General features: G+C 50.5%; 14 protein-coding genes and 1 tRNA gene. 12 read left to right on the top strand and 3 right to left on the bottom strand.

Going from position 1 to position 12,871, the window contains the following annotated elements; all coding sequences use genetic code 11:
* The first annotated feature begins 1 nt into the window (after position 1).
* A tRNA-Met gene (locus PPL9_RS18930) sits at positions 2-78 on the top strand.
* Between the two features lie 81 nt (positions 79-159).
* Here PPL9_RS18930 and PPL9_RS18925 read toward each other — a convergent pair.
* The 3 genes from PPL9_RS18925 to PPL9_RS18915 all read right to left on the bottom strand — a co-directional run bounded on the left by PPL9_RS18925 (position 160) and on the right by PPL9_RS18915 (position 2,656).
* Positions 160-360, bottom strand: coding sequence for a hypothetical protein (locus PPL9_RS18925; RefSeq protein WP_208989482.1), 201 nt, complete (start codon positions 358-360; stop codon positions 160-162).
* A 309-nt stretch (positions 361-669) separates the two neighbouring features.
* Positions 670-1,368 (bottom strand): GntR family transcriptional regulator, encoded by a 699-nt coding sequence (locus PPL9_RS18920; protein WP_244273418.1) that lies wholly within the window; start codon positions 1,366-1,368, stop codon positions 670-672.
* 103 nt (positions 1,369-1,471) lie between these two features.
* Positions 1,472-2,656 carry a M24 family metallopeptidase gene (locus PPL9_RS18915; protein WP_057464137.1) on the bottom strand — a complete coding sequence of 395 codons (1,185 nt, stop codon included), beginning with the start codon at positions 2,654-2,656 and terminating at the stop codon, positions 1,472-1,474.
* A 307-nt stretch (positions 2,657-2,963) separates the two neighbouring features.
* Between PPL9_RS18915 and dctP the strand changes: the two genes are divergently transcribed.
* The 11 genes from dctP to PPL9_RS18860 form a co-directional block, all read left to right on the top strand.
* The gene (gene dctP / locus PPL9_RS18910) at positions 2,964-3,983 is read left to right on the top strand and encodes a TRAP transporter substrate-binding protein DctP (protein WP_057464136.1); all 1,020 of its coding nucleotides are present in this window, start codon (positions 2,964-2,966) and stop codon (positions 3,981-3,983) included.
* A gap of 78 nt (positions 3,984-4,061) precedes the next feature.
* Complete coding sequence (locus PPL9_RS18905; RefSeq protein WP_057464135.1) at positions 4,062-4,625, top strand: TRAP transporter small permease; 564 nt, start codon at positions 4,062-4,064, stop codon at positions 4,623-4,625.
* 11 nt (positions 4,626-4,636) lie between these two features.
* Positions 4,637-5,923: a TRAP transporter large permease gene (locus PPL9_RS18900; protein WP_057464134.1), complete on the top strand. Its 1,287-nt coding sequence runs from the start codon at positions 4,637-4,639 to the stop codon at positions 5,921-5,923.
* A 13-nt stretch (positions 5,924-5,936) separates the two neighbouring features.
* The gene (locus PPL9_RS18895) at positions 5,937-6,377 is read left to right on the top strand and encodes a universal stress protein (protein WP_057464133.1); all 441 of its coding nucleotides are present in this window, start codon (positions 5,937-5,939) and stop codon (positions 6,375-6,377) included.
* Positions 6,378-6,385: 8 nt separating this feature from the next.
* Positions 6,386-7,177, top strand: a complete 792-nt coding sequence (gene eutA / locus PPL9_RS18890) for an ectoine utilization protein EutA (RefSeq protein ID WP_057464132.1) — start codon at positions 6,386-6,388, stop codon at positions 7,175-7,177.
* Complete coding sequence (gene eutB / locus PPL9_RS18885) at positions 7,174-8,187, top strand: hydroxyectoine utilization dehydratase EutB (protein WP_057464131.1); 1,014 nt, start codon at positions 7,174-7,176, stop codon at positions 8,185-8,187. Before eutA ends, eutB begins: the two co-directional genes overlap by 4 nt.
* On the top strand, positions 8,180-9,169 hold the full coding sequence (locus PPL9_RS18880; protein WP_057464130.1) for a cyclodeaminase: 990 nt from the start codon (positions 8,180-8,182) through the stop codon (positions 9,167-9,169). The genes eutB and PPL9_RS18880 overlap by 8 nt, the downstream gene beginning before the upstream one ends.
* A gap of 9 nt (positions 9,170-9,178) precedes the next feature.
* Complete coding sequence (doeB, locus tag PPL9_RS18875) at positions 9,179-10,186, top strand: N(2)-acetyl-L-2,4-diaminobutanoate deacetylase DoeB (RefSeq protein ID WP_208980956.1); 1,008 nt, start codon at positions 9,179-9,181, stop codon at positions 10,184-10,186.
* Between the two features lie 13 nt (positions 10,187-10,199).
* Positions 10,200-10,685 (top strand): Lrp/AsnC family transcriptional regulator, encoded by a 486-nt coding sequence (locus PPL9_RS18870; protein WP_244273417.1) that lies wholly within the window; start codon positions 10,200-10,202, stop codon positions 10,683-10,685.
* An 89-nt stretch (positions 10,686-10,774) separates the two neighbouring features.
* On the top strand, positions 10,775-12,250 hold the full coding sequence (locus PPL9_RS18865) for an NAD-dependent succinate-semialdehyde dehydrogenase (RefSeq protein ID WP_057464128.1): 1,476 nt from the start codon (positions 10,775-10,777) through the stop codon (positions 12,248-12,250).
* Positions 12,251-12,262: 12 nt separating this feature from the next.
* Positions 12,263-12,871: aminotransferase class III-fold pyridoxal phosphate-dependent enzyme (locus tag PPL9_RS18860; RefSeq protein ID WP_152986760.1), on the top strand; the 609-nt coding region annotated here is incomplete at its 3' end.

Here is a 12,871-nt window from a genome sequence, read left to right as displayed (position 1 = left end):
CCGCGGGGTGGAGCAGCCCGGTAGCTCGTCAGGCTCATAACCTGAAGGTCGTAGGTTCAAATCCTACCCCCGCAACCAAAGATTAAAACCCGTTATCACCAAGATGACGGGTTTTTTGTTGTCTAAATTTTGAAACACGACAACTCCGGTTACCGCACCCTAGCCCTCAGCTTCTAATGACTTGTCGCCATAGATGAAACGGAGGCCGCGGCCGTAGCTGGAGGCGGCGTCGCCGGCGTTGTACAGCTCGCATTTGTCCAGAGACAGGCAGCCGCACCCCATACACCCTTCCAACTGCGCTCTCAGGTTCTCCATGCGTGCAATGCGCTCATTCAGATGAACTTTGAACTGCTGGCTCAAGCGTTGCCACTCAGCCAGACTTTTTGCTTGGTGATGATGTTGAAGCCAAGGGCGTTTAAAATGCTCCAAAGTCATGGTGATCAAGGGCAAGTTGGTGACCGAACGATTGAATTTTTACCTTTCCTCCTCGCGACTGCGTAGCCGCTTGGTTCAGTATTCTCGCAGAATCTCGATAGGTTATTCTTATGAAAATCTACTTTTCTTAAATGTGGAGTTCAATCTTAACGAAAATATCAACTCTGAATCGGCTGATTATGTATTGTTCGGAGCGGGCGAGGCGATTTATTCTACCGTAAAATAGCATCTATCCTACTTGTTCTCAACGTTTTGGTAAGAGATCCTCATGCGGGTGAAGCTCATGGAGATGTGGGCTTTTTGGATGAGGGAGACGGCTTTCAGGTCTCCCAGCTTTAACGCTGTCAGGATATCATCCATTTCCCGGTTGAAGATGATAACTTCGTCTGTCAAATCGATGACGGATGCAAATAGAGACTTGAGCCAGATGCGGGTTGTCTGCATGTAAAGCCTCTCCGAAACCTCGCGCAAAGGACCGTTATCTGTGAGCTTGAGGATGGTGAGGAAGAAGTCCATGATCAGGATCGAGAACTCGCGGGCATTTGGGTTTGTCTGCAGTTCTTTGGCGCGGGCAGTTAAAGCCTCAAACTCAGATAATATCTCCTCTGTGGGAGGTGCCGGCGACAATTTTCCGCTGAGTTCCGCCAGTTCCATGCGCAGCAGATAGGTTTGTTCCAGCTCCTTGATGTCCACGTCCGTTACAAAGGTACCGACACCATGAACTGAGCGCAGCAGGCCTTCGCTTTCCAGGCGAACCAGCACCCGGCGCAATGGTGTCCGGCTCACACCGAATTCTTCCGCCAGTTCTGTTTCAGAAAGTCGTTTTCCGGGCGCGTAATCCAACAGGCAGATACGATCCCTAATTTCATCATACATCCGGTCAAACCGGTCGCGTGCGCTATAGTCGATATTCGCCAGATCCAAGATGTTCACCGATCACTCTTTTCTCGTGTTCTCGTTGTATATACTCATAGTGCCAAGGGCAAAGCTATTGATCCCTTGGCACACTAGTTGTTTGGCCTGACGTATTTATAAATCAGTCTTTTATGAAGAGTTTGCGCTCAACATTGCAAAGAGCTTGGGCCGGGCCTGCCTCGGTGATGAGGATTGTCTCCGTGGTCTCCAGCCCCCAGTCATCCAGCCAAAGGCCTGGCATGAAATGAAAGGTCATTCCGGGCAACAAAACTGTTTCATCCGTAGGTCGAAGCGAGAGAGTGCGCTCGCCCCAATCAGGTGGATAGCTCAGACCAATCGGGTAACCGCAGCGTCCTCCACGATCAATGCCGACTTTGGCGAGTGCATTGTTGAGTGCATTGGCTATATCACAGGCGCGGTTTCCTGCTCTGGCCGCCTCCAGGCCAGCTTCCAATCCTTCTGTCAGGGCCATCGAGGCGTCGACCATCGATTGTGGAGGTTTGCCAAGAAAGACTGAGCGGCACAGTGGGGCGTGATAACGCCGGTAGCAACCGGAGAGTTCAAAGAAAGTAATCTCTCCAGTTCGCATTTGGTTGCCGTTCCAGGTCAGATGAGGTGCTGTCGCATCCCTTCCAGATGGTGTCAGAGGCACAATGGCAGGATAGTCTCCCCAGTCATCTCCAACACCAGTAATCCCGGCGTGGCTTATATCCGCAACCAGCTCATTCTTCCTCATCCCAGGTTCAGCTTTATCCAGTGCAATCCTGATAATTTTGTCCGAGATGGCTGCTGCTTTTCGAATGAAAACAAGTTCTTCTTCTGATTTAACACCGCGTTGCCAGTTAACCAGCGCCGTTGCATCAACAGGCACTGTATTGGGGAACTCTGAAAACAAAACTGCATGTGCTTTGGCGGAGTAATAATAGTTTTCCATTTCCACGCCGATACGGGATGTGGAGTAGCCTCTTGCGTCAAGGTGTGATGCCAGATCCTCCATAGGATGGCAGGTTGTTGACTGGATGTAGCGATCTGCATAGCCAAGCACATGGTCGTCATCCATCCAAACCGTTCGCAGCGCCCCATTTGCATCCTGGATCCGGCCCCACCATAACGGATCTCCCTCCAGTGGCAGGATTACGCCTTGATGCACGTAAAATGACCAGCCGTCATAGCCCGTCAACCAAGCCTGGTTCGATGGATCAGTCACAAACAAGACCTCAATCCCGGCCTGCATCATGGCACTGCGGGTCTGAGCAATGCGCCGATCGTATTCTGTTTTGCTGAATGGAGCATTTTCTAGGCCCATGTCGCCCTCCCTTGTCAAAATTATAATTGTACACAACAGTAACTAACACCAATAAGATCAATCAAAAAAAACAAATTTACCAGCATTAAAATTAGCAAAATATAGCTATGTGGGTAATTTTATTATTGACTATGCCGAAATATCGATCATGTTGTGTACATCAAGTCTTTGCACGTAGGTTTGCGGTTGCATAGCAAACCTGCCGACGTGGCAGTTCCGATGAGCAGTCACAGGCATTCACTGGAAACGGCGCGCAAGATGCCGAGTAAAACAGATATTCATCATGATGATTTTGGGGGAGGAATTAATGACAGGTATCTTTAAACGGGCGTTACAATCTTGCGCAGCGGTGGGATTGGTTCTCGCTGCAACCGGAGCGGTGCAGGCTGATACATGGCGATATGCTTTTGAAGAAGCCATGACCGATGTTCAGGGCGTGTATGCTCAAAAGTTCAAAGCAGAAATTGAAGCAAACTCTGATCATGAAATCCAGCTGTTCCCTTATGGAACGCTTGGCGAGTCTGCTGATATCATGGAACAGACGCAAGATGGCATCTTGCAGTTTGTTGATCAGTCTCCAGGCTTCACCGGCGCTTTGATACCGGAAGCACAAGTGTTCTTTGTGCCTTATCTCCTTCCTACAGATCAAAAGCATCTCGCTCGCTTCTATCGGGAAAGCAAGGCGATCAATGACATGTTCAAGCCGCTCTATGCTGAAAAAGGCCTTGAACTGCTGAACATGTTCCCTGAGGGCGAGGTGGCGATGACCACCAAGAAGCCAGTGAAAACATGTGCTGATCTGAATGAAGTCAAGTTTCGCGTAATGACCAACCCACTGCTGGTTGAGAGCTATCGTGCGTTTGGTGCGAGCCCGACACCACTGCCATGGGGCGAGGTTTATGGTGGGTTGCAAACCAACCTTATTCAGGGGCAGGAGAACCCGACTTTCTTCCTCTATTCGACCAAGATCTATGAGGTCACCGATTACATCACGTATGCGGGGCACAACAATTTCACCACCGCGGTGATGGCAAACAAAGATTTCTTTGATGGCTTAAGCGCAGAAGATAAGGACCTGGTGGAAAAGGCAGCAGCTGCTGCGTACGACCATACTGTCGTCTATCAGCAACAAGCCGCTGAAACTGAGCTTGCTAAGATCATGGAAGCCAAGCCTGAGATGAAAGTCACTGTTCTGACCGAAGATGAGCGTGGATGTTTCAAGGCAGCCGCGGCTGAGGTTGAAAAGACCTTCATTGAGATGACAGGTGATAGCGGTGCTGCAATCATTGCACAAATGAAAGCCGATCTGGCCGCGACTGCAGACTAACAGTCAGTTGTTATCGCGCAAGATATGTAGGGCGAGCACTCCTCGCCTTACACGCCTCATGTAATGCAGGACAGTGGAATGAGTGATCAGACACAATCAAACTTGCCAGGCTTTTTGGGTGTTATCGACCAAGCGATCAGTCGGATTGAATCCGCCTTGCTTGCAGTCGGCGTTCTTTTGATGGCAGCAAACACGATCGCCAATGTAATCGGGCGTTTTGTGCTTGGAAATTCCATTTTCTTTTCCGAGGAACTGAACCGTATCTTGATTATTCTGATCACGTTCGCTGGTATCAGTTATGCAGCACGGCATGGGCGCCACATCCGCATGAGCGCCATTTATGACGGCTTGTCTCCTGGCTACCGTAAAATTCTGATGGTCCTGATCTCGCTGGTAACCGCAATTTTTCTGTTCCTGCTCTGTTATTACTCAATCAACTACATTGAGACACAGGCCTCTCGTGGCCGGGTGTTACCTGCACTGCAAATTCCTGTTTGGGTGATATTGGTTTGGGTGCCTGTCGGTTTTTTTATGACGGGAACACAGTATCTGCTCACTGCCATCAAGAACTTGACTGCTCCCGATATCTATCTCTCGACCCACATGCTTGAGGGCTATGAAGAAGATGAGATCGAGGTCTGAAAGATAATATCATGGCAGCAACAATATTCCTTTCGATGATTACTCTTCTTCTTCTTGGGTTTCCTATGATGATCCCTTTGATCGTCGGGAGCTTCATTGGGTTTTTGATGATGTTCGGTGATTTCGGGCAAATGGAAACCATGATCCAGCAAATGGTTGCAGGTATTCGGCCTGCATCTCTCATTGCTGTGCCCATGTTCATTTTTGCAGCAGATATCATGACACGGGGACAGTCCGCAGGCCGCCTGATTGATTTGGTCATGGCCTTTACGGGCCACGTGCGCGGTGGTCTTGCCATCTCGACAGCAATGGCCTGCACAATGTTTGGCGCAGTCTCAGGGTCCACACAGGCAACCGTTGTGGCTATTGGATCGCCCTTGCGTCCACGTATGCTGAAGGCCGGTTACAAAGACAGCTTCATTCTGGCGCTTATCGTCAATGCCAGTGACATTGCTTTTCTGATCCCACCATCAATTGGAATGATCATTTACGGCGTTGTTTCAAATACATCTATTGCAGAATTGTTTATCGCAGGCATCGGGCCGGGACTGCTCATCCTCGTTCTGTTTTCAATCTACAGCTACATTCACGCCGTCCGAAACCAAGTCCCAACTGAACCAAAAGCCAGCTGGCGCGAACGGTTGACCGCAGTCCGGCAGGCGCTGTGGCCGCTAGGTTTTCCGGTAATCATTATTGGTGGCATTTATGGCGGCATCTTCAGCCCTACAGAAGCCGCCGCAGTGTGTGTGCTTTACGCTTTGGTTCTGGAAGTCTTTGTGTTCCGCTCAATGACTTTGACTGATGTTTACAAGACAGCTCAATCAACCGGTTTAATTACTGCTGTGGTGTTCATTCTGGTCGGCGCAGGCGCAGCATTTTCCTGGATCATTTCTTTCGCTCAGGTCCCGCAAGAAATTCTGACTGCGATTGGCATTTCTGACATGGGTGCAATGGGTATCCTGTTTGTCATCTCAGCTGCATTTTTTGTTGGCTGTATGTTTGTCGACCCAATCGTCGTTATTCTGGTGCTGGTACCCATTTTTGCGCCAGTTGTTAAGGCTGTTGGTTTGGATCCGGTGTTGGTTGGCACGATCATCACATTGCAGGTCGCCATAGGCTCAGCAACGCCGCCATTTGGATGTGACATTTTCACGGCCATCGCAGTGTTCAAGCGACCGTATGCTGAGGTTATCCGCGGGACGCCACCGTTTATCCTAATGTTGGTTGGAGTCGCCATTGCTCTGATCTTTTTCCCACAAATTGCGCTCTTTCTGCGCGACTTAGCTTTTGCCAAGTAACAAGGAGTACCCGATGTTCAAATCTATCCTTGTTCCATTTGATGGGTCTAAAGGGGCGGAGCGAGCACTGCTCAAGGCCGTTGAATTGGCGACTGTTTGCGGCAACATCCCGCTCTCTCTTCTGACCGTTTACAAACATCATTCAATGTTGGAAGCATCCTTCGCAATCGTGCGCCCGGATGAAAATGAGAGCGTGGATGATGTGATGCGCAATCACGCTTGTGAAGTGGCAGAGCAGGGGAAGCAACTTGCCCTGAATGCCGGGTGTGCAAACATCCGCGCTTTTGCCAAATCCGGCCCAACAGCCCGCACGATTGTGGGCTTTGCAAGAGAACACCAAAACGATGTGATTGTTTTGGGGAGCAGAGGGTTGGGTTCAATCGAAGGATATTTGCTTGGCAGTGTCTCTCACAAGGTAACAGGCTTGGCGGAATGCCCGGTCCTTGTTGTTTAGGAGGGCACATGGTTTTTGATTGTCGTCCTAAGGCCTCTCTGGTTGAAGCCAACTTTGACGCCCGTTCAGTCAATAAACGGATAGGTCTGATTGTTTTGGCAACAGATCACACAAGCGAAGGGGATTTCGCACGCATGTGCGATCCTGATCAGATCGGCATTTACGCAAACCGGATCACCTATCAAAACCCAGGTACACGAGCGAATTTGCTGGCAACAGGTCCACGCCTGACAGAAGCTGCTTCGCAGATATTACCTGGAGATGCGTTGGACGTAATCGCCTACAGCTGTACGGCTGCTTCAGTTGTTTTGGGAAACGCAGTTGTCGGGGATTACTTGAAAGCTGGCAAATCTGACACCCCATTTGTGACTCCCAGCTCTGCAGCATTTGATGCGCTCGAAGCTTTAGATGCAAAACGGATCAGCGTGTTAACTCCATACTCTGCCAGTATTTCGCAGGAAGTGTTTCAGTACTTCGCCGACAACGGCCTTCAAATCGCCAGTGCAAACTATCTCGGTGTCGATGATGACCGTGAGATTGCGCGGCTTTCCGAGGCTACGATTATTGAGGCTGCCTGTGCAGCTATGGAGCCGAGTGCAGACGCATTGTTCATCTCGTGTACCGGGTTGCGAGCGGCAGTGTGCATTCAGAGGATTGAAGATCGGATTGGCAAGCCAGTGGTGACTTCAAATCAGGCAATGATCTGGCGTTGCCTCCATCATCTGGACCTCGAGCAAGTCATACATGGTTTTGGCCATCTGTTCCAACACCCAATCAAAGATCGGATGAGCGCACAATGACGCAAAAAATAACCGTTCATGACAGTTTGTCTGCACGCCAAAAGATAATGGGGCACGTTAGAACGACCCCCTTGGTCAGCTCACCCAGCTTGAGCCAGATCTGCTCTGCAGAAGTGTTGTTGAAGCTTGAGCAGACGCAGATCACGGGAAGCTTTAAACTGCGTGGTGCGACAAATGCAATTTTGTCACTCAACGCAGCTCAAAAAGAAGCTGGTGTCGTTGGTGTCTCAACTGGAAACCATGGTCGCGGTCTGGCTTATGCCGCCTCAAAAGCAGGGGTGCGTTGCATCATCTGTATGTCAAAACTTGTTCCGCAGAACAAGGTAGAGGCAATTCAATCGCTGGGTGCTGAAGTTCGAATAACCGGAAGTTCTCAGGACGATGCTCAGGCTGAAGTAGATCGGTTGGTAGAAGACGGAATGACCATGATCCCGCCATTTGACCACCGGGATATCATTGCAGGGCAAAGCACTGTTGCGCTGGAAATACTGGAGCAAGCACCTGATCTGGATACGGTACTCGTACCAGTCTCGGGCGGTGGCTTAATTTCTGGAGTGGCTTTGGTGATGAAAACCATCAGTCCCTCAATTCGTGTTGTTGGCGTTTCAATGGAGCGCGGTGCTGCCATGTATAGCTGCCAGCGTGCAGGCAAACCGATCCTTGTTGAAGAAGTGCGAACACTCGCAGATTCATTGGGTGGTGGGATTGGGCTGAACAATGCCTATACCTTCGAAATGACACGGGATTTGGTAGATGACCTGATCTTGGTCAGCGAAGAAGAAATCGCAGAAGCCATTCGACACGCTTACTGGCAGGAACGTCTGGTGATTGAAGGCTCAGGCAGTGTCGGTATTGCTGCCTTACTCGCTGGAAAGATCAAAACACCCGGAAAATGTGTGAGCCTCATCAGTGGGCAAAATATTGATATGGCGCTGCATAAACGATTGATCGACGGCGAGAACGTCGATGTTGCTGCGCCGACCTCTGTGAATGGAAGCCTTTATGCCTGAGATTAATATCCTGACGGAGGCAGATCTGCGCTCTGCTGTTTCTTTGGATCTGGATGCTGTTGCATGTGTAGAAAATGCATTTCGATTGCTTGCAACAAAAGACGTTGTAATGCCGCCTATCCTGAGCTTCCATGTACCTGAGCACAATGGGGAAGTGGATGTGAAGACTGCCTATGTTCCCGGCATAGACAGTTTTGCGATCAAGATGAGCCCGGGTTTCTTCGACAATCCCAAACTGGGTCTGCCAAGCCTGAACGGATTGATGGTGTTGTTTGATGCAAAGACCGGCATCGTCAAGGCGTTACTGCTCGATAACGGGTATCTGACCGATGTGCGCACAGCTGCCGCTGGAGCCGTTGCAGCCAAGCATCTGTCACGAGAGAACAGCAAAATTGCCGGTATTCTTGGAAGTGGCATTCAGGCCCGCCTCCAACTGCAAGCATTGACGCTTGTTCGTAATATTGAACGAGCTGTTATCTGGGGGCGCTACAGCGAAAAAGCTGCTGCTTGTGCTCGGGAGTGTTCAACTCAATTGGGAATTGAAGTCGTTGCTGGCAGCATCGCTGAGGTTATGGCTCAATCCGATATCGTCGTAACAACAACCCCCTCCAAAGAGCCCTTGATCAAGGCGGATATGATGCGACCTGGGCAGCATATCACCGCCATGGGATCAGATGCCGACTATAAATCGGAACTCGCGCCCTGCGTTATTCCAGGCGCCTCTGTTTTCGTTTGTGACCGCTTATCTCAATCCATCAAACAAGGCGAACTCCGTGCAGCGATAGCAGCTGGCACGATCAACAGTACTGAGATGTACGCGGAACTTGGACAAGTAATTTCTGGCCAAAAGCCCGGGCGGCAGTCGGACAAAGACATTACGGTTTGCGATCTGACAGGAACTGGGGTGCAAGACACCGCCATTGCCACCTTGGCCGGAGCCCGAGCTGAAGCCGTAAAAGCAGGCACAGCGATCAATAGTTGATCCGTGTGTATTAGGACGAAAATTATGCAGGCAAATCCCATCACGCCCACAATCCCATTGGATCAGGACGGCATTCATCATGGGTTTTTACGGTTACCCTATAGCCGTGATGACAGTGCGTGGGGCTCTGTTATGATCCCCATTACGGTCATCAAAAACGGGGAAGGGCCGACAGCGCTCTTAACAGGCGCAAATCACGGCGATGAATACGAAGGGCCAGTTGTCCTCCAGGAACTGACAGTTGCGTTGAAACCAGAGGACGTAACTGGTCGAATTATCATAGTTCCGGCCTTCAACTTCCCGGCATTTATGGCGGGAACGCGGACGTCACCCATTGATAGGGGAAACCTGAACCGTTCATTTCCCGGTCGTCCTGACGGAACTCCAACCGAGAAAATTGCCGACTACTTTCAACGTTACCTGCTTCCTCTGACAGATGTCGCTGTCGACTTCCATAGCGGAGGTAAGACCCTTGATTTTGTGCCGTTCGCAGCAGCTCATATTCTGGAAGATAAGAGCAATGAGAAGGCCTGCTTTGAAGCAATGGCTGCGTTTAACGCACCTTACTCCGTTCAGCTCCTTGAAATTGATAATATAGGTATGTACGACACAGCAGTTGAAAGCATGGGCAAGGTTCTTGTGACAACAGAACTGGGCGGTGGTGGAACTGCGACGGCAAAAACCATCGGAATCGCACGCAAAGGACTGCGTAACGTCTTGATCCAGTTCGGTATCCTGCAAGGAGAAAAACAACTGGAGTCCTCCGTAAATTTGGGGATGCCAGGCGCAGATTGCTTTACATTTTGCGAGCAGGGCGGGCTATACGAACCTATGGTCGATCTGGGAGATCCCGTTGGAGAAGGTGACATTGTTGCCCGTGTTTGGCCAATGGACAGAACCGGTGTTGAACCAACCAGATACCACGCAAAGCGCAGCGGCATCCTCATCAGTCGTCATTTCCCCGGGCTGATTAAATCCGGTGATTGTGCGGCGGTGATTGGCGTTCCTGAAGTGTGAGAGATATCAAAAGATGAGCATGCAACTTGATCAGCGTGATCTGGATATCCTGCGAATACTCTCAAATGAGGGCCGCATCACCAAAGCCGCTTTGGCGGACCGCATCGGATTGTCTCCAACACCTTGCTGGGACCGACTGAAGAAGCTGGAGAAATCTGGTCTGATCGAAAGTTATGGTGCAAGGATTAATCTCCAAAAACTGGGGCCTCACGTCACTGTTTTTGTCGCTGCTGAACTGGTGGACCACACGGCTGCGAGCTTTTACGCCTTTGAAACAGCCATGCAGAACTACGAGGAAGTCGTGGCTTGCTGGGCATTAGGGGGCGGATTTGACTATCTGATACAGATCGTGACCAGAGACGTAGACGCTTATCAGAGGCTGATCGACACCATGCTGGATGCACGCATCGGGCTATCCCGCTACTTCACGTACATTGTGACGAAGCCTGTAAAGGGAAATGCGGCACCTCCGTTGAATCTTCTTTTCGCGGCCGATTAGCAGACGATTATTCTGTAACGAACACTTCATTCGGTCACATCCTCCGCCAAAAACAGGCAAATTCTGATGTAGAGCAAGGAGGATGCGCCATGTCAGAAACAGCCTTGTCTGCACGGACGGACATTCAAGACAAAGCCCTAGTGCGTTCCTTTTCCTATATAAATGGGAAGTGGTGTGCTGCAAAAACAGATGAGACATTTGCGGTTATTGATCCAGCAAACGGGGATTACCTAGGAGATGTTGCAGGTCTTTCAGCAGATGAATCGTCTGCTGCGGTGACTGCAGCTTCAGATGCCTTTCCCAAATGGTCGGGATTACTACCGCAAGAACGAGCGTCTATTTTGCGACGCTGGTTTGAGCTTCAGCTTACGCATAAAGAAGACCTCGCACGGATCATGGTTCTGGAACAGGGCAAACCCTTGTCAGAAGCCCGTGGTGAAATCGAGTATGGTGCAGCGTTTGTTGAGTTCTATGCCGAGGAAGCCAAGCGTCCCAACATTGAAGGCGTCACCAGTCATCTTGCTGATGCAGAAGTGGAGCTCTGGCGGGAACCCGTTGGGGTTGCTGCCCTGATCACACCCTGGAACTTTCCAAGTGCGATGTTAACACGGAAAGCTGCCGCTGCCTTGGCAGCAGGTTGTACGATCGTTGCCCACCCATCAGCAGAAACCCCGTACAGCGCACTCGCCCTAGCGGAACTGGCTGAGCGAGCTGGAGTTCCCGCAGGTGTGTTTAATGTGGTGACTGGCTCAGCTCCAGAAATTGTCGAGCCCTGGACTAGCGATAGCCGCGTACGGGCGCTGTCCTTCACGGGGTCTACCCCTGTCGGCAAACTGCTTTATAGCCAATCCGCCTCCACCATAAAACGCCTTATCCTGGAACTTGGCGGACATGCTCCGGTTATTGTCTTTAAAGGGGCAGATCTGAAGAACGCGGTTGCTGAGGCCATAAAATCCAAGTTCGCAACATCCGGTCAGGATTGTCTGGGGGCGAACCGAATATTTGTTGAGCGTCCGATCTACGAAGAGTTTTGTAGGAATTTTACCAAAGCCGCTCAGTCTCTTTCCATAGGTGCTGGATTGGATGATCCGGACATTGGTCCGTTGATGAACGAAAAAGCTGTTCTGAAACAAGAAGAACATGTCGCCGATGCGGTTGCCAAAGGCGCAAAGATTGCCTGTGGTGGCACCCGACATTCATTGGGACCACTGTTTTTTGAGCCGACGGTGCTTATTGATGTGCCCGCTGAGGCCCTCATTATGCGTGAAGAGACCTTTGGGCCAGTTGCTGCGATAGCTCCTTTTGACAGTGAAGAGGAAGTCATCGCCCGCGCCAATGACAGTGAATATGGGCTGGTTGCTTATCTGCACAGCGATGATCCGCGCAGGATTTATAGGGTTAGCCGTGCTCTTCAATTCGGAATGGTTGCAGTCAATCGCACAAAGGTAACTGGCGCACCGATTCCATTTGGAGGCACCAAACAATCTGGTCTGGGCCGGGAAGGCGCACGACTGGGCATGGAAGAGTTTACTGAAGTTAAATACGTTTGCCGCGACTGGGCATAAGGGAGGAAAGTTATGTTACGAAACGATCAGCTGGCACAATGGGATCGGGAGAATTTCTTCCACCCTTCAACTCATCTGGCTCAGCACGCCCGAGGTGAAACGTCAACTCGAGTGATCAAGACTGCCTCAGGTTCTTACATAGAGGACCGTGAAGGGCGCCGAATGCTGGACGCGTTCGCCGGATTGTACTGTGTGAATGTAGGATATGGCCGTCAGGAAATTGCTGAGGCAATCGCCGAACAGGCCAAAGAGTTGGCCTATTATCACTCCTATGTCGGACATGGCACAGAAGCCTCGATCACACTTTCCAAGATGATTTTGGATCGTGCGCCGAGTAATATGTCTAAGGTTTACTTCGGGTTGAGCGGCTCAGATGCCAATGAAACCAACATCAAACTGATCTGGTATTACAACAATATTTTAGGTCGGCCGGAGAAAAAGCGAATTATCTCCCGCTGGCGTGGCTACCACGGTTCGGGTCTGGTGACTGGTTCGCTGACAGGCCTTGAGCTGTTTCATAAGAAGTTTGATCTGCCCGTCGAACAGGTCATTCATACAGAGGCTCCCTATTATTTCCGCCGTGACAATTTGGAGCAAAGTGAAGAGCAATTTGTCGCCCAT

The sequence above is a fragment of the Pseudovibrio sp. POLY-S9 genome (assembly GCF_001431305.1).
Lineage (GTDB): Bacteria > Pseudomonadota > Alphaproteobacteria > Rhizobiales > Stappiaceae > Pseudovibrio.
Note: the sequence above shows the minus strand (reverse complement) of the source record. Positions and strands in the feature narration are given on the sequence as shown.

Bases quoted from the DNA above. Each gene is read 5' to 3' on its own strand.
- PPL9_RS18915 (WP_057464137.1), bottom strand. From the start codon at position 2,656: ATGGGCCTAGAAAATGCTCCATTCAGCAAAACAGAATACGATCGGCGC.
- dctP (WP_057464136.1), top strand. From the start codon at position 2,964: ATGACAGGTATCTTTAAACGGGCGTTACAATCTTGCGCAGCGGTGGGA.
- PPL9_RS18905 (WP_057464135.1), top strand. From the start codon at position 4,062: ATGAGTGATCAGACACAATCAAACTTGCCAGGCTTTTTGGGTGTTATC.
- PPL9_RS18900 (WP_057464134.1), top strand. From the start codon at position 4,637: ATGGCAGCAACAATATTCCTTTCGATGATTACTCTTCTTCTTCTTGGG.
- PPL9_RS18895 (WP_057464133.1), top strand. From the start codon at position 5,937: ATGTTCAAATCTATCCTTGTTCCATTTGATGGGTCTAAAGGGGCGGAG.
- eutA (WP_057464132.1), top strand. From the start codon at position 6,386: ATGGTTTTTGATTGTCGTCCTAAGGCCTCTCTGGTTGAAGCCAACTTT.
- eutB (WP_057464131.1), top strand. From the start codon at position 7,174: ATGACGCAAAAAATAACCGTTCATGACAGTTTGTCTGCACGCCAAAAG.
- PPL9_RS18880 (WP_057464130.1), top strand. From the start codon at position 8,180: ATGCCTGAGATTAATATCCTGACGGAGGCAGATCTGCGCTCTGCTGTT.
- PPL9_RS18870 (WP_244273417.1), top strand. From the start codon at position 10,200: ATGAGCATGCAACTTGATCAGCGTGATCTGGATATCCTGCGAATACTC.
- PPL9_RS18865 (WP_057464128.1), top strand. From the start codon at position 10,775: ATGTCAGAAACAGCCTTGTCTGCACGGACGGACATTCAAGACAAAGCC.